Origin of the sequence: Paraburkholderia sprentiae WSM5005, from assembly GCF_001865575.2 — a bacterium.
Classification (GTDB): domain Bacteria; phylum Pseudomonadota; class Gammaproteobacteria; order Burkholderiales; family Burkholderiaceae; genus Paraburkholderia; species Paraburkholderia sprentiae.
Genome location: NZ_CP017562.2, coordinates 814123 through 831055 on the forward strand (window position 1 = coordinate 814123; position 16933 = coordinate 831055).

8 protein-coding genes and 4 pseudogenes are annotated in these 16933 nt (G+C 62.2%); 6 read left to right on the plus strand and 6 right to left on the minus strand.

Annotated features, from left to right (window positions below; all coding sequences use genetic code 11):
• Positions 1–17 precede the first annotated feature (17 nt).
• Genes BJG93_RS20465 through BJG93_RS20485 form a run of 5 tightly spaced genes read left to right on the plus strand, consistent with a single transcriptional unit; the run spans position 18 to position 4561 of the window.
• On the plus strand, positions 18–1223 hold the full coding sequence (locus BJG93_RS20465; RefSeq protein ID WP_082194556.1) for an MFS transporter: 1206 nt from the start codon (positions 18–20) through the stop codon (positions 1221–1223).
• Positions 1220–2023 carry a cyclase family protein gene (locus BJG93_RS20470; RefSeq protein ID WP_027196095.1) on the plus strand — a complete coding sequence of 268 codons (804 nt, stop codon included), beginning with the start codon at positions 1220–1222 and terminating at the stop codon, positions 2021–2023. Before BJG93_RS20465 ends, BJG93_RS20470 begins: the two co-directional genes overlap by 4 nt.
• A complete protein-coding gene (locus BJG93_RS20475; protein WP_027196096.1) occupies positions 2020–2613 on the plus strand; it encodes a cupin domain-containing protein in 594 nt (197 codons plus the stop codon). Before BJG93_RS20470 ends, BJG93_RS20475 begins: the two co-directional genes overlap by 4 nt.
• Positions 2610–3614, plus strand: a complete 1005-nt coding sequence (locus tag BJG93_RS20480; protein ID WP_027196097.1) for a fumarylacetoacetate hydrolase family protein — start codon at positions 2610–2612, stop codon at positions 3612–3614. The genes BJG93_RS20475 and BJG93_RS20480 overlap by 4 nt, the downstream gene beginning before the upstream one ends.
• Positions 3611–4561 (plus strand): NAD-dependent epimerase/dehydratase family protein, encoded by a 951-nt coding sequence (locus tag BJG93_RS20485; protein WP_027196098.1) that lies wholly within the window; start codon positions 3611–3613, stop codon positions 4559–4561. Before BJG93_RS20480 ends, BJG93_RS20485 begins: the two co-directional genes overlap by 4 nt.
• An 802-nt stretch (positions 4562–5363) precedes the next feature.
• On the opposite strand, the gene BJG93_RS20490 is transcribed toward BJG93_RS20485, so the two are convergent.
• The 3 genes and pseudogenes from BJG93_RS20490 to BJG93_RS20500 form a co-directional block, all read right to left on the minus strand.
• Positions 5364–10796, minus strand: coding sequence for an AAA family ATPase (locus tag BJG93_RS20490; protein WP_071336634.1), 5433 nt, complete (start codon positions 10794–10796; stop codon positions 5364–5366).
• A gap of 263 nt (positions 10797–11059) precedes the next feature.
• Positions 11060–11260: pseudogene (locus tag BJG93_RS20495) on the minus strand (tyrosine-type recombinase/integrase); the annotation flags it as partial.
• Between the two features lie 55 nt (positions 11261–11315).
• Positions 11316–12028: pseudogene (locus BJG93_RS20500) on the minus strand (IS6 family transposase).
• A 53-nt stretch (positions 12029–12081) separates the two neighbouring features.
• Between BJG93_RS20500 and BJG93_RS20505 the strand changes: the two are divergent.
• Positions 12082–12379, plus strand: a pseudogene (locus tag BJG93_RS20505) (transposase); the annotation flags it as partial.
• Positions 12380–13348: 969 nt separating this feature from the next.
• On the opposite strand, the gene BJG93_RS20510 reads toward BJG93_RS20505, so the two are convergent.
• The 3 genes and pseudogenes from BJG93_RS20510 to BJG93_RS36450 all read right to left on the minus strand — a co-directional run.
• Entirely contained in the window at positions 13349–15178 is a 1830-nt protein-coding gene (locus BJG93_RS20510) for an ABC transporter ATP-binding protein/permease (RefSeq protein ID WP_027196100.1), read from the minus strand.
• Between the two features lie 5 nt (positions 15179–15183).
• On the minus strand, positions 15184–16074 hold the full coding sequence (locus BJG93_RS20515) for an extracellular solute-binding protein (RefSeq protein WP_027196101.1): 891 nt from the start codon (positions 16072–16074) through the stop codon (positions 15184–15186).
• Between the two features lie 346 nt (positions 16075–16420).
• Positions 16421–16726: pseudogene (locus BJG93_RS36450) on the minus strand (DDE-type integrase/transposase/recombinase); the annotation flags it as partial.
• Positions 16727–16933: the final 207 nt, after the last annotated feature.

Here is a 16933-nt window from a genome sequence, read left to right on the forward strand (position 1 = left end):
CCAAGGAGGCGAACGAAATGGTAGAGAACATCGCAGCGGATGCCGCGCGACAACCGGCCGTGCAGTCCGGCGCGCACGCAGCCACGCAGTACGGCGGAGCCGGCGTGCTGGCGCTGCTCGTCGCGCATTGCGCCGGCATGGTGGATCTCGTCGCGCTGCCGGTCTGGGTCGGCACGCTGATCGGCGACTATCACCTCGATCCACAGCAGGCCGGTTCGCTGGCCACGCTGTTTCTGGTCGGCGCGGTCGCGAGCAGCGTTTTCCTGTCGCCGCGTTTGAACCGCTTGCGGGCGCGCTTCATTGTGCCGGCCGGCTTCGCTATCACGGCCGTTGCATTCGCGGTAGCCGCGGCGATCGATCGCTATGAGTTGATGGCGGGTCTGCATGTCGTGGCCGGGCTTGCTGTCGGCAGCAGTCTGAGTGTGACGCATGGAACCATTGGCCGCAGCCGGAGCCCCCACAGACTGTTTGCGATTGCCGGCTTGTCGCTGGGATGTTTCGCGATCGCGTTTCTCGGCATCACGCCGGGATTGATTGCGGCCCACGGCGGGCGCGCGCTTTTCGAGGTGTTCGCCGGCGTGATGGGCGTCGCCGCGCTGGTGTCGGCGGCAGCATTTCCGGCCACCCGTGCGCGCGGTATCGGCGCGACGAACAGCGAGTCGCGGCTCGAACGCGCGGTCTGGTTCGGCATGATCGGCGTCGCCTGCATGGGACTGACGCAGGCCATGGTGTTCGCCTTCGTGCAGCGCATCGGGCTTGATCGCGGCTTCGGTTTCCCCGCTGTCACGAGTGTTCTCATCGCGCTCGGTCTGGTCAATCTGATCCCTGCGCCGCTCGCGGGCTTTCTCGAATCGCGCTTGCCCGGCGTGCGAGTCGTGCAGTGCGGGGCGCTGGCGCAAGCCGTCATCGCGGTGACGGTCACGCAGAGTTCCGCGTTCGCACCGTATGCGGCTTCGGTTTCGGTCTTTGCTGCGGCGATGATTTTCACCCACACCTTCGCGTTCGGCATGCTCGCGCGCCTCGACGGAACCGGCCGTGCGGTGGCGGCGACGCCGGCGATGCTGATGACGGGTGCCGCCGTCGGCCCGATTCTTGGCGGCACGCTCGTCAAGCTTTCCGGTTACGGCAGTCTCGGCGTGGCGGCGGTGGCGATTGCCGCAATCGCGATTTTCTGCTTTTCACGGCTTGCTCCTCGTACATGCATTGCGGGAATCTCCGAATGAAACCGAATCGACGCTTTATCGATCTCTCGATCTACCTTGAAAACGATGTGCTCTCCGATCCGCCGCCGCTCGCGCCGAAAATCACCTATCAGAAGCATGCCGACACGATAGGTGAATTCATGGCCATGCTGCCGGGAACGAAGGTCGACGACTTTCCCGACGGCCAAGCGGCCGCCGCCGAATGGGTCACGTTGACGACGCATAGCGGCACGCACCTCGACGCGCCCTGGCATTTCCATTCCACGATGGACGCGAGCCTCGGCGACCCGAAGGCTTCGACCACGATCGACCAGGTTCCGCTCGAATGGTGTTTTCAGCCCGGCGTGAAGCTCGACTTCCGTCACTTCCCAGACGGCTATGTCGCGACGGCTGCGGACGTCGAGCGAGAACTTGCGCGGATTGGCCATGAACTGGAACCGCTCGACATCGTCGTCGTGAATACACGCGCCGGTTCGCGCTATGGACATGGCGATTACGTCAATGCCGGTTGCGGAATGGGCTACGAGGCCACCATGTATCTGCTGGAGCGCGGCGTGCGGCTCACCGGGACCGACGCATGGAGCTGGGATGCGCCTTTCTCCTACACCGCGAAGAAGATCGCCGAGACCGGCGACACCTCGCTGATCTGGGAAGGCCATAAGGCCGGGCGCGACATCGGCTATTGCCATCTCGAGAAGCTGCACAACCTCGAAGCGCTGCCGCCGCATGGCTTCACGATCAGTTGCTTTCCGCACAAGATCCGCAGCGCGTCGGCCGGCTGGACGCGTGCCGTTGCGATATTCGACGAGGTGCCGGCATGATGCCGCCGATTCGCCGGATCGTCACGGGCCACGACTCGCGCGGGCGCGCCATCGTCGCCTCCGATGGTCCATTGCCAAGCGTCGTCGAAATCAAGGCCATTCCAGGCACGGTCTTTCACGAGGTCTGGTCGACGGCAGGCAGCCCGCCCTGGGTGGACAACGGGCCGGACCCGACCGCCGGACCCTTGATGCTGCCGCCGCCGGAACAAGGCACGCGTTTTCGCTTTGTCGACATTCCGCCGGATACGCAGGATTTTCTCGCGCAAGGCGCGTCGAAAATGCAAGCGGCGTTCAGCGAAACGGGCGATGCCAATGTGTCTACGGTGCAGAGCGATTCTCCGCACCCGCTGATGCATCGCACGGAGTCGATCGACTACGGCGTCGTGATCGAGGGCGAAATGACCTTGATTCTTGACGAGGGTGAAGTGGCGCTCGCGCCGGGCAGCGTCGTGATCCAGCGCGGGACCAATCACGCGTGGGCCAACCGCTCGAACCGGGTCTGCCGGATGTTGTTCGTGCTGATCGACGGCACCTATGACAGCGCCATTGCGGCGGCGCTCAACACGTCGATGGAGACCGAAACACGATGAAACTGGCCACTTTGCGCGGTCATCGCGACGGCACGCTGCTCGTCGTCTCGCGCGACCTTCGTCATGCCGTGAAGGCAACGGGAATTGCCGACACGCTGCTCGATGCGATCGAGCACTGGCCGGACGTCGCGCCTCGCTTGCAAACGCGTTACGAAGAACTCAATGACGGCCGTGTTGCCGATGCTCTTGCGTTCGATCCTGCCGCCTGCTCCGCGCCGTTGCCGCGCAGTCCGCAATGGTGCGACGGTTCCGCGTTTCTCAATCACGGCCGTTTGATGGAGCGTGCATTCAACACGCCGCCGATTCCCGAATTCGATACCGTGCCAGTCATGTACCAGGGCGCGAGCGACGACTTCCTGGGTCCGACCGAAGACGTGCCGCTGCCGGATGAGCGCGACGGCATCGACTTCGAAGGCGAGTTCGGCGTGGTTGTCGACGGCGTGCCGATGGGCGTGTCGGCGACTGACGCAATGAAGCATATTCGTCTCGTCGTGCAGATCAACGACTGGAGCCTGCGCGGGTTTGGACAGCGCGAAATGAAAAGCGGCTTCGGGTTTCTGCAAGCCAAGCCTTCGACCAGCTTCGCGCCCGTCGCGCTCACGCCCGACGAGCTGGGTCATCAGTGGCGCGATGGTCGCGTGCATCTGCGCTTGCACGTCGAGTGGAACGGACAATGGTTCGGGCACCCGTGCGGAAGCGAGATGAACTTTGGATTTGGCGAACTGATCGCACACGCGGCGCGTACGCGCAAGTTGTCGGCGGGGACGATCATCGGATCGGGCACGGTATCCAACGTTGACCGCGCGGCGGGGTCAGCATGCATCGCGGAGCGCCGCGTGATCGAGATCGTCGATGAGAGGCAGGCGAGGACGGCTTTCATGCGCTTCGGCGACCGGGTCAACATGACAGCGCGCGACGAAGACGGCGGTGCGCCCTTCGGCACGATCGATCAGCGCGTGGTGCGGGCGGCGATGGCCGGCAAAGGCGAGGCGCAACAATGAGAGTCCTCGTAACGGGGGCCAACGGTTTTGTCGGTCGCGCGCTGGTTCAGCGGCTATTGAGTGAAGGCGTCGCCTGCGCCGGCGACGTGTCGCAACTTCTGCTGGTCGATCAGGCGTTCTACAACGCTCCCGAACACGCTCGGGTCAGCTTTCTCGCCGGCGATTTCGGTGCGCCGCGCACGCTTGATTCGCTGCTGTCGGAGCCTGTCGATATCGTCTTTCATCTGGCAAGCGTGCCCGGGGCCCAGGCCGAAGCCGACCACGCTCTCGGCGACCGCGTCAATCTGTATGCGACGCTCGCGCTGTTCGAGCGGCTCGCGCAACAGGCGCAAGCGCATTCGCGGGTGCCGCGGGTCGTATTCGCGAGCAGTGTGGCCGTGTACGGCGCGCCGCTCCCGCCGCTGATGGACGAACACACTCTGCCCAAGCCGACGGCCAGTTACGGCGTGCACAAGCTGGTCGGCGAACAGCTTCTGTCGGACTGGACGCGCCGCGGCAAGCTCGATGGCCGTTCGCTGCGCCTGCCCGGAATTGTCGCGCGGCCGGGTCTGTCGGCGGGGCATGGCTCCGCTTTCATGAGCGCGATCTTTCGCGCGGCGCAACTCGGCCAGCGTTACACGTGTCCGGTTTCGCCGTCGGCGAGCGCATGGTGGATGTCGCGTCCGTGTTGCGTCGACAATCTGTTGCATGCGGCGCGCCTGTCAGCCGACGGACTGCATGCCCAACGTGTGTGGACACCTCCCGTGCTGCACCTTGAAGTGAAGAGGATCGTCGACGCGCTCGCGGTTCGCTTCGGCTCGGCCCGCGTCGACTATTCTCCCGACGACCGGATCGAGCGCCTGTTTGGCCGTCAGCCGCCGCTGATGGACCGGCGCGCAGTCGAGGCCGGTTTCCAGCACGACGGCACCGTCGATTCCCTGATCGCTCGCGCGCTGAGCGACGATTGAAACGCAACGCTGTGGGCGGACACAAAACGTCGTTTCACGGCGGCCGGTTCTGCCGACACGTTCGCGGCGTCACCGCCGAGTTCCATAAACCTGGGTGAATACACGGAACTCGCAGCGACGATCGGCAGGTTGGTGCCGCTGCCGCATCGTGCGCATGGCATGGCACCGTGGCGAACTGACTAACACTAGGTCGATTCGGCAGCCCAATTGAGAGAAGGCTTTGCTGCGACGGACGCCACTTGACGCGCCACTTCTGCCTCGTCCTTGAATGTCGCTGGGCTGAGTCGTCGACGGTCGATGACGAGGTCAAAGACGGCAAACTGGTTGTAATAGCCGACGATGTTATGAAACTGTTTTGGCTCCGCACACTGTTCAAGTTTGAAGGTCGCGTAGCCGATTCCCTCTTCTTTTTGCAGTGTGTCGCCAATCGCAGCTCCGGTCGGGTAGAGGAACTGAGTCGCCGTTGGAAAGCAGCGCGTCGAGCGTCGTCTTGTCCATGAACCCTGCGTTCAAGATGCCGAGAGCCTTCGCCTCGAGCGAATGACCCCCTGCGAGGATTCGATTCGCCGCAAGATTGGCGAAATTCGCACTAGAATTCGGCGGACGGGTCGGCCAAATGTCTGGGCATGCCGAGGTACGACTCTATTCGCCCTGTGCAGCAAGGGCGCACCGGGCGAGCCGGTTCGTGTTCCCACCTCAGATCCATTACCCAGTAAGGCTCGAACACCGTTGCTGCATAGGAGTGTGTTGCATCCAGCGGTTCGATCCGCCCTCCGCAGCGGACCTTCATGTGTAGATCATGTCAGTCGCGTTTTCGGTCTGCTGGAAAAACAGGAAGGTGCACGGTGATCGCGCAGCCGTTTCCCGGTGAACTGACAACAACGATCTGGCCACCCAGCATCAGGACGCGCTCCTCCATTCCCGCCAGTCCGAACGATCTTTTTCTGGTCGCCAGAGGATCGAATCCTTGACCGTCGTCCCGTACTTCCAGCACACAGGAATCCGGCGTTCGCTCGAGCGTGATGGTCACCTGGCTGGCCGCAGCGTGACGGGCAACATTGGTCAGCGCCTCCTGAACTACGCGAAACAGTACGATAGCGCGGTCCTCGTTCAGTACGAGGTTCTCGTCCTGCACGAGGAGCCGACACACCGTGCATAGATTGTGGTTGAATTCCGCAGCGAGCCACTCGAGCGCAGCCACAATGCCTGCGTCCAATGCGGCAGGGCGTAGCGACGCGATGACACCCCGGACAACCCGCATGGTGTTGTCCACCAGCGCCGTCAGTGCCTGGGCCTGTTCGGCCAGCGCTGGGAGGTCCTTGCCAAACTGCAGGGCTAACATCGATGCCCTCATGCGAAGCGCGGTAAGGTGTTGTCCCAGTTCGTCGTGCATTTCCCGTGCAATGTGCTTTCGCTCTTCCTCTCGAGCCGTCTCGCGACGGGAGGTGAGCTCTCGCAGCATCTCGTAGGACTCACGCAAGCGGTGCTCTGCTTCCTTGCGTTCCGTCAGATCGAGCACGAACGCGACACCCTCGTTTCCGCCCTCCTCGAAGGTGGCGACGCCGATCAGCACGGGCACACGGCTGCCGTCTTTGCGGAAGTACTCCTTTTCGAAGGGCTCCAGACGCCCAGTCACTTTCTGCTGTGGTATCCATTGACTCAGGTCACGGGCGAGCCATTCCGGTGGCGTGAGGTCCATCCAGCGTAGCCGGCCCGCCATGAGGTCATCGCGGTCGTAACCCACGATGCGCAGAAACGCGTCGTTGGCCTCGAGAATGTGACCCTCGAGATCCCATATGAAAATACCAATGATATTGGCGTCGACCAGGCGCCGGATCTTGGCTTCGCGGCGTTCGAGGCCGCGGTACAAGCGGGTATTCTCGAGTGAAGTCGCCGCCTGCGAAGCAAGCAGCCGGAGCACCACAACCCGGGCCGGCGCGAAGACGCGCGTGGTCAGATTGTTTTCGAGGTAAAGCGCGCCGATGAGCGTGGCCTGATTGATCAAGGGCAGGCAGAGAACGGAACGCGCCCTTCGCTGGCGGATGTAGGGGTCCCCGGCAAACGACGGCTCGAGTGCGGCATCGTCAATAACGAGGCTCTCCCGGGTGCGCATGACGTGGAAGAGGACCGACTCTGGCAACACCGCGGTGCTCACTGGCACATCGCACAGTTCCACATGAGTCGAGTCGAGGCGGGTCGTAGCTTCTGCGGCAATGTGCGGTTCACCGCCGCACAGCAAAATTAGCAGCCCACGCTCCGCACCGGCCTGTTCAATCGCTGTTCGCATCAGCGTTTTGATCAGCTTCTCAAGCACGATCTCGCCCGACACAGCCTGCGATACCTCGATCATGGTGGCGAGGTCGAGGTGTTCGACCGGCGCCGAGATTGTGCTCGTCGGGGTGGGCGCGGACTTTTCCGTCCTAAGGTACGGATACGCCTCGTCTAGTTGCCGGACCTTCCCGTCGGCTCCCCAACGCAGGTAGCCGTAGCGGGCGTCCTGCAAATACACCCGGGCAATTTTCTCAAGACCGTGCGCCGCGTAGAAGCGGGACGCGAGTTCATTGGCAAGCGCCTCATGGTGGACAAAATCGTTTGCCTGCGCCGAGTGGATGGCCTGCTCGTAGAGCCGCATCGCGTCACCATCGCGCCCTTCGAGGCGGGCGATCTCGGCACCGACCAGTGCGGCGCGGTTCTCGAAATTCTCCGGACCATTCTCCGCCCACAGTTGAAGTTGCCTGTGATGCGCAACCACGGCGTCCAGGTGCTGCTGCCGCTCGCCCGCTGCTGCGCAGTCGCACCATGCGGCTCGCGCCAGTGCACCGTAAAAGTGATATTCGGCCTCCTCAAAGAGTGAGGATGAGGTCCAGAGCAGCCGTTGCGCCTTCGATGCGGCGTCCAAAGCCGTCGCATAGTCGCCGGCGATGTAGCGTGCCTGCACTTTCCGGATCCAGTACCAACATGCAGCGATCGCCAGAAGCGGGTTGGTGGACAGATGGTATTCGGTGCGAAGTTCATTGAACTGCCCGTCGTCAAAGCAACCGAATTTCGGCGTCAAGCCGCGCAGCGTGCGGATCAGCGAGAGTTGGGTGGTGATGATGTCAATGACAAGGCCGAACCGCGCCTTCTCCGCGAACACAAGGCTATGTTCGGCTTCGCCTTGCACGTCAGGCAGCGGCTCGCCGGCGAAAAGCAGGTCCGAGTTGAGGCTGCTGCACGTGTATGCCCCATGCGTGAGGTCTCCGATCCGGTTCGCCGCGTCGAACGCGCGGCGCATCAGATCACGGCAAGCCCGCACGTGTTTCGTCCAGAACACGACAAAAAGCGCGAAGCAAAAATAGGTGCTCGCCTCGAAGCGGTTTAGCTCGCGTCGTTCGACCAGTTCGTAGCCGAGCTGGCCGAATCGAAATCCAGCCTGGTAGTCGCCAAAACGCGGTCCGGCAATCCTGCTGAGCTGGACATAGGCGAAGCACGATGCATCGCAGTTGCCACGTTCAAGGCAGAGACTGACCGCCTTGCAGACCGTCAGCGAAGCCAGGTTCGCATCCGTAAACAAGGCCGGCGGCAAGACCCTAACCAGGACAGCGACGGTCGCGAGGGATGCCGGGTCTTCCATCGGCGGCAAATCGATGAGTTCCTCGATTGTCCGGCCCGCAAGCCGTGACCCGATGCGCTCGTATTCGCGTTGTACTTCATCGTCTTTCGGATGGGGTACCCACTCGATACCGACGTGCCGGAGGTAGTCGAGACAAACAGCGACCGCGCGGCCGCTTTGATCGAGGGTCGTGCAGACATCCATGTGCAGGCACGCGACGCTGGCCTTTTCGACCGTTGTCGCGGCGCGATTGGACAGCGCCGCCAATCGCGCCTCTGCGACCAATGCCTGGCCGGTCAAAAATTCGCATTCGGCCCGGTTCAGCTCCAGCGCAAAGATCAGCTCGCGCCGGCGCGCCCAGCCATCTTCCGCCAACAGCGCCGCACCGGCATTGAGATAGGTGAGCGCTGCTGTGTAGGCGGTAGACCCCTTGGCGCGCTGGCCGGCGAGCAGGTTGAGCTCGGCGAGGTGCTCACGTTCTTGTTCAGTATTCAGCGCGGTGCCGCGGTTGAGCTGACCCACGATCTCGAAGATCGACGCCTCCCGTTTCTCGGCAGGCGTGTGCGTCAGCAGCAGCCTTCCGATTCGAAGATGGACCTCAGCGCGGGACGCTTCCCGGATCAGCGAATAGGCGGCTTCCTGAACCCGGTCGTGAACAAACCGGTAGGAGCCGTCCAACCGCTCAACCAATCCCTGACGAAGCGCCTCCCACAGGACCGCGTGGACCTGATCCTCCGAGGTTCCCAGAACGATCGAAAGCATCGCGATCGCAGCAACGTTGCCGAGGCAGGCGAACTGCTGCAACGCCTGCTGCGTGTCGGCCGGCAGGCGGGTCAGCTTGCCGACCATCAGGTCGATGACATTCTCCGTGTAACCCTTGGCATGGATGCGATGGAGATCCCAGCACCAGCACGCCTCCTCATGATCGAAGGTGAGTAAGTCCTCGTCAGCGAGTGCATACAGAAACTGAATCACGAAGAACGGATTGCCGGCGGTCTTCTCCTGCACCAGTCGGGCGAGCGGCGCGGCGCGCTCCGGCTCGCAGTGAAGCGCATCGCCCGTCAACCGTTCGATGTCCTCCTGGGCGAGCGGCGCAAGCGTGATCTCCTCGATCTTGGCGCCGGCGTTTTTGATCGATTCAAGCTTGCGCATCAGCGGATGGCTGGCATCGACCTCATTGTCGCGGTAAGCGCCGATCAACATCAGGTGCTGCAGCTCCGAGCCGGTCAGCAGATCCTCCAGCAGCTCAAGCGTCGCCGTGTCGAGCCACTGCAGATCATCGAGAAACAGCGCCAGCGGATGGTCCGGTCGGGCAAAGATGCTCATGAATCGGCGGAACGCGAGCCGGAAACGGCTTTGCGCCTGCTGCGGCTCAAGTTGCGGGACCGGCGGCGGTTCACCGATGATGAGCTTCAGTTCGGGGATGAGGTCGGTCATGAGCCGTGCATTCGGGTCGAGCGCCTCCAGAAGCGCGTCGCGCCAGCTCGCCAGCGCGGCGTCGCTCTTGCCAAGCAGCGGTCGCACGAGACCCTGAAAAGCCTGCACCAGGGTCGAATAGGGAATGTCGCGCTTGTACTGGTCGAACTTGCCGCAGGCGAAGAGCCCCCGCGGCGGCACCAGCGCCTTGTGCAGTTCATTGACGATCGCCGATTTGCCGATGCCGGAATAGCCCGAGACCAGTACCAGTTCGGGCGCGCCGCCGTTGGCGATCCGGTCAAACGCGGCGATTAACGTGTCGACCTCGCGCGCCCGCCCGTACAGCTTCTCGGGAATCCGCAGCCGGTCGGGCGTGTCGTGTTCGGCCAGTTGGAAGTCATCGATGCGATGCTGCCGCTCCCAATCGGCCAGGCAGTGCTGCAGATCATGCTCGACACCCGCGGCAGTCTGATAGCGCTCCTCGGCGGTCTTGGCGAGCAGCTTCATGACGATGTGGGAGACCGCAGCAGGGACGGTCTCCACCCGCGCGCTGGGCGGCACCGGCTTTCTGGCGATATGGCAGTGCACCCATTCCATGGGGTCGGTGGCCGCAAATGGCAGCGCGCCGGTCAGCATCTGGTAGAACGTGACGCCGAACGAATAGAGGTCGCTGCGGGCGTCGATCGAGCGGTTCATCCGACCGGTCTGCTCGGGCGCCATATAGGCGAGCGTACCAGCAATGGTTTCAGGCGGCTCGGGCGCCTGTCGCTCGCGCGGCAGCCGCGAAGCGATGCCGAAGCCGGTGAGCCGCGCCTGTCCGTCCGCGCAGTTCGCGAGGATATGGGCGGGCTTGAGGTCCTTATGGACGAGGCCACGCTGGTGCAACTTGCCGAGCGCTGCAGCGATGCCGACCGCGAGGCGCAAAACACTTTCCACCGGCATGGGCGCGCCGAGCATCCGCGCGAGTGGCTCACCGCCCGGATCCTCAAGCACCAGCAGCATCCGGCCGCCTTCGCGCACCAGCTCCAGCGGCCGCACGGCCCACGCGCCGTCGAGTTCGTCCTTCAGCCCGAATTCGTGAGCGAGGCGATCGAGGCTGGCGGGTGGCGGATGCTCGGCGGCGGCCCGCGCAACCAGTACGCTGTGGCCGCCGCCATGGCCCGGATGCCACCCTCGACACAGGATGCGCTCGCCATCCTCCCAAAGAATCTGAAGGCTATTACTCATCGGCACCCATACCGTCAGTAGGGTTCGTCACCGCACTCCGCTTTCACTCTGCTGCCGCTCAAGAAGGGAACACCGCCACTCGGCTGCGGCTAAAAGGGAAGGGCGTGCTTGAAAACACAGGTTACAAGGCCGCATCACGTCAGAGACGTACAGAAACCGATACCCGATCAGCATACACTTCGGCGGTCTTAACGCCATAGGGAAAGGTCGGGGTATGGTCAGGGAGACTTCGGTCAGCGATCACTGAGACCATCCGAAGCAACTGCGGGCACCAGCCGCTCCTTGTTACCTTTGCCTATCACTTCGAGCCACCAGCGATCCTTGCCGTTTTCGTCGCCCCGACGGAAAAACCGGCCCATCGTATTCGTGCCGACCTCCGTGATACGCAAGCCACCCGGATAGAGCAGGGTGAAAAGCCAGCGCACACGTGCGTGATGTTCACGCTCGCGATCGGTCTGCGTGGGGTTGTATCGCGATAAGATTGGCAAGGCAAGAAAGTTCCGCAATGACAAGGAGTCCTTACGCCACCAACGAATAGAACTGATCGGCGGCGGTTCGAGGGACGCCGCTGTCCTTCATCTGGCCTTTCCTGATCATATGCATCGTCTCAATGCCTGACAGGATGGTGCGGGCACACCGGAAATCCTTGAAGCCCATCATGGGCCTGGTTCGTCGTTTGATCGCCCGATGATCCTGCTCGACGATGTTGTTCAGATATTTGACCTGCCGGACCTTGATGGGCGTTTCCCGCTCGACGTTGATGGCCTGGAGGGCGGCCAGATTCGCCCCGCTTTTATCCATGGTCACGGTCTCGGGCGTCCCGTTCCGATCGATGGCTTTCTCGAAGTAACGGCGCGCGGCAGCTTTGTCGCGATGCGCCCGCAACAGGAAATCCACCGTATTACCGGCCTTGTCCACCGCGCGATACAAGTACTTCCACTGGCCGCCCACCTTGACGTAGGTCTCATCCATCCTCCAGCTCTTGCCGACCGGACGTTTGTGCTTGCGAAAGGTCTTCTCGAACAACGGTGTTTGATCACCCAGCGATGCACGCTCGAATGGTCGACCTCGAAACCCCGTTCGGTCATCATTTCCTCAAGATTTCGCAAGCTCAGCGAGTAGGCCACATACCACCGCACACACAGCAGGATCACTTCCAGCGGATAGTGCAGGCGTGTGGGTACATTCGCTACGCCGGCAGGCAGGGCTTTTCTCGCAGTCGCATTCTTCATATCACGCTTCACTTCAGGAAAATGTCCGCCTGAACTTTACTCCCGCGTCCTTAGCGCGACACAACCACTTCGCTTCCTATGCGCGGTGCGTGGACAGCCAGCGTATAAGCAACGGCAAAAAGAAAGCGAAGGCAACACAAAGAATGGCAACCCGTATCTGTCCTGGGCGTTCATCGAGGCGGCCAATTTGCACTGCGCTATTGCGCCGAGGTCAAGCGTTTCTACGAGCGAAAGAAAGGCAAGACCAATACCATCCTGGCGCGCAAGGCCTTGGCGCACAAGCTCGCCCGTGCATGCTTCCATATGCTGAAGGAGCACAAACCATTCGATATGACGCGCTGCTTCCCATAAGAGTTTCGACGGCGACCGGCGAGCCCTGATTGTTGACTGGCGAACAGTCACCGAGATTGAATGGGATGCCGTGCCGCCGTCCCCGATATGCAGTAAAAACGGATCGCCCGGAATACGAGCCAGCTGTGGATTGGCGCCGACAACCATGCAGCCCACGCAATTGTGCGAACCCCATGGACGCATTACGGCACCGAAGTTCTTCCGGGGCGGCACAGCCGCCGGGGCGAAAGGCACCAGCAGTATGGCCCTTCGCTTGATCCAGATGGGTGTCTGGCGCGTTTCGTCGCAGCCAGCAAATGAAGAAACGGGCGCGGTTGGCTGCTGCATTCGGAGAACTGGGAAACGGCTGCTGGTGCAGCCGGGGATGTGGATCGCTCACTTGACACCGGCCCGCTAATGGGCGTCAACAATCGGCCGCATTCCCACGAAACAGAAGCTAACGGGTGTCGCGCGTGAATGAGTCGACGCGGTCGATCGGGCGTGAAGCGTATTCACCGCATGTCGATGTCTTGCCCGGAATGCTATGTAGCGACTGGCGTCCGCTGAAGGATCCACGGACGCGAATGACGAAAGCTGACGCCATCGTCTACCGATCGCGCCAGACGGAAGCCGAGTGGCTCGCGCGTGATAGTAAGCACGAAAGTCGGACTGTTGGGTGATGGGCGGCGGAGGTCTTCGCCTGTGCATATCTTTGTCGCGAGGGATTGGATCGCGGTTCTACGCACGACCCGCGATTACAGTCAACAAAGGAAGCTAGATAGCCGCAGCGGCGATCGACTGAGCACCGCGGGTGTGGGGTGGTGCGTATCATCGTGGTTTCCGGAATGGCGTTCCGGACTGCCACGCGATTTCCGAGGCGCTGCATGGAGGCAAGGCAAAGCACTCGTAAAAAGGGCACCCTAGCCGGCACATGCTCCCTGGTTTTTGTCGCTCGCAAAGTCAAAATCAGAATTCGGCTTGGCGTAGAGGCTAGCCGGGCCACGCCGACACACCAGCGGCGGCGATGAAGAACCGGCATTCTTGTCCCTCGCCGAGTGAGAGATCGCCGAGCGCGACATCGATTTTCACGCCGCAAACGTCAAGGTACGCGAATCGCTCGCCGCGGCGCAGCTCTATCGCATTGATGGTCGCCGCATATGGGCCATCCGAGGCCAGCACGAAAGCATGCGAGGCAAGCCGCCACATCACCGGTGAAGCAATTGGCAGGTCCGCGCAGTTCGCTTCCACGACCCATCCAGGCGCAAGCTCGATGCGCTGCGGCGCGCGCACCGTGCCACAACCGACGTTCGAGAGACCGAGGAGTTCAGCCACACGCATCGTCACCGGACGCGCTAACACCTCTGCGGTGGAGCCGGCCTGCAATACCCGACCCCAATCGAGGACGAGTATCTCGTCCGCAAGCAGCGCGGCCTCGTCCGGATCATGCGTGACGATTATGGTGACCGCTTCGATCTCCCGTTGCAGCGCCCTGAGCGATTGCTGAAGCCGTCGACGTCGTGGCGTATCGAGCGCGGAAAATGGCTCATCGAACAACAGCAACCTACTATGACGCGTGAGCGCGCGGGCGAGCGCCACGCGCTGCCGCTGGCCGAACGACAGCTGGTTCGGCAAACGGTTGGCGAGCGTAACGATCCCAAGATGGCCGAGCCAATAGCGCGCGGCAGCGGCATCTGCATGAACCGGAAACGCTAGCTGCTGAGCCACCGTCATATGCGGGAAAAGCCCGTAGTCTTGAGGCATGTAGCCGATCTGACGCGCTTCGGGCGGCAAGGCGCCGATGTCCGCCGTGCCGAGCATTACTGAGCAAGCCTCGTTGGATTCCAGACCCGCAATCAGCCGCAGCGCCAGCGATTTGCCTGAACCGGACGGCCCGATAATGGCAAGGCGCCGCGTGGCCGGCGTCCATGCGATGTTGAGCTCGAACGCGCCCAGGCGCCGTTGCAGATGGAAAGAGAGGCGCACAGCCGCGGTCTCGCCGTGCCTAGCCGTCAGGTCCGGCTCTGGTTCCAGCACGTCGTCGTCGTTTTCGATCTTCTCGAGCGCGGTCTTTTGCCGAACGCTGCAAATCGACAGTGCCGCGCAGACGATCGCGATGGAGAGCGTCGGCAGCAATAGCGGCATCATCGCCGGCAGCCCCTGGCCGCCGAAGATGACGTACGTATAAACCGGCAACGAGTAGGGATGATAGGCGACCATTACGGTTGCGCCGAATTCGCCGAAGGCGCGCAGCCACGCGAGCGCGAGTCCTGCGCGAATAGCCGGCCATGCAACAGGCAGCATGACGCGCAAGAAGCGACTTCCGGCATGATGGCCGAGCGTCGCGGCGACATCGTCGAGGACGGGGTCGACCGCGGAGAACGCGGACCTTGCGGCAATGATCAGAAACGGCGCGGCGACGAAGACTTCCGCGAGCACGATGCCGGCGAACGAATCCGTCAGTACACCATTGGTCATGCGGCCGGCCCATCCATACGGGCCGAGCAGAAAGAGCAGCAGCACGCCGCTGGTAAGCGGCGGCAGCGCCAGCGGCAATTGCACGACAAACCCGAGCAGCGCGACTTTGCGCGATTTCGAGCGCGCAAGGAAATAGCCGAGCGGCACGCCACCTAGCAGAACCACGAGCGACGCCACGCTGGCGCTCGCCGTCGAGATCCCAACCGCCGACCATGTCGCGCGCCAGTCGACATTTGCCCAATCCGCTGCCCCAAGCTGCGGCACACTCGCGACAAACGGCGCGCACAGGTAGGCGGCCAGCAGCGCAGCCAGCCACAGCAGCGGGCGAGCAGCGACAGGATTCACCGCCCTTACTGCGCGGCGGCGTCGATCACGGCTTGCACCGACGGCGGCACGGCTTGCAGGTTGCCGCTCACCGTCGGTTTGATGACGTCCACACGATGTTGCTTGAGAAGCGCGCGACCTTGCGCACTCAGCAGGAAGTCGACAAAGCTGCTTGCGCCGTCACGGTTCGGCGCGTCACTGAGAATGGTCAGCGTGTAACTGGCCTTCGCCTGCAATTCGGGCGCCGGACGGATCGCCGGAATCTTCAGGTCGGACGTCTCTGTGGAATAGAAAAAGCCGGCATCGAGCTGTCCGGATTGTAGGCGGCCAACCAGCGTTTCCTCGGGCAAAACCTGTTCGGAATTTTCCGTCACGCCGAGTGTCTTCTCGACGAGGTCCGGCTGATGATAGAGCTCAGCGGCCCTGGTCACCATTGCGACCGTGAACGCGCCCTTCGGATCGAGTTTTGGATCGGTCCGGCCAATGCGGATGCCCGGTTGCTGTAGCACCTGGTCCCAGCGCCTGCTCTTGAACTGCGGCGCGAATCTGCTTTGCGGGTTGTAGCCGATCATCAATGGCGATTCGGCGAAGTTCACATACCACGTGACGTGATCGCCGTTTGCCGCGCCGGTTAAACTGTCATTCACCTTGGGACTCGCGCTGATGAACACGTCGCCGCGGCGCAGCTTGCCCTTGATTTCGTTGGCGATCTTGTTGGAACCCGCCGCATAGCCGCGGAAGGGCAGCCCTGTGGCCTTCTCGAAAGCAGGGCCGATGCTGCGCTCCATTACATTGACGAGCGAGCCGGCATACAACACGTTGACCGTGTCGCTTTGCGCGAAAACGGGCGTGGCCGTAACGATCCCGGCGATGAGCACAATAGGAGTGACGGTAGAAGCGAGCAGTTTGCGAATCATGCGATGACCGGATGCGTTGTTAATGGCGCTATATTACGACGACCTCGCCGCCTGTTGGGCGACGACATGGTTGAATTTCAATTGAGCGGGAAGCTCCGCACATAGCCGGTGCCGCTGGCGGCGCGATCGATCGCGTACAGCCGACCGCGCGGTCCATCGACGGCGACCCCGCGGGCGTTCTGTAAGTCATTTGCGTGCCGCAAATGTTCAAGGCGATGCTTCAGGTGGGCTTTACCACGCGCGCTGCCTCAGGTGGCGTGTTCTCGCCCATGTCTGCAGTGAGGTGTCCAAGCTTGGCATTGCAACTTGTCGAGACTGGGTCATAAGAACGGCAGGAAGAGCAATCTCAGAAAGCGTAGGACGGATTTTGGGCGAGTTCGGCGACTTCACGCCAGGAAACGAACCGGGCAGCAATCTCTTTGCGATAAAGTGAACCGTGCAGCAGGTGCTGCTTGAGCGCAAAGCGTTGCCGGATCGGCCCGAAGCACGAGAGAAATTTCTGTGTGCGTTTCGGGCGGCGAAAACCGCGCATGCGACGTTCGCGTTCGCGCGTCGGTTGATGACTGTTCTCGGCCCGGTTGTTCAGCCGGGCTGCAGCTTTGACGAACACATGCTTTACGCTCGCGAGCTCCGGGATCTCGGCTTTGGCCGCGCTCAAACAGCAACTCTTCGATGTCGCGCAGACTTAGAAATACCAACGCACGGCGCAACTGACAACGCCAGCGGGAAAACGATGACCGTGATAAAGCGATTTTGATTTGTTCATCCCACCATCCTACGCGACGACCTCGCCAACCTGACAATGCCGTTGCCGCGGAACCCATCCATCCGGCGTTGATCAATTCTGCGACCTCGCAAA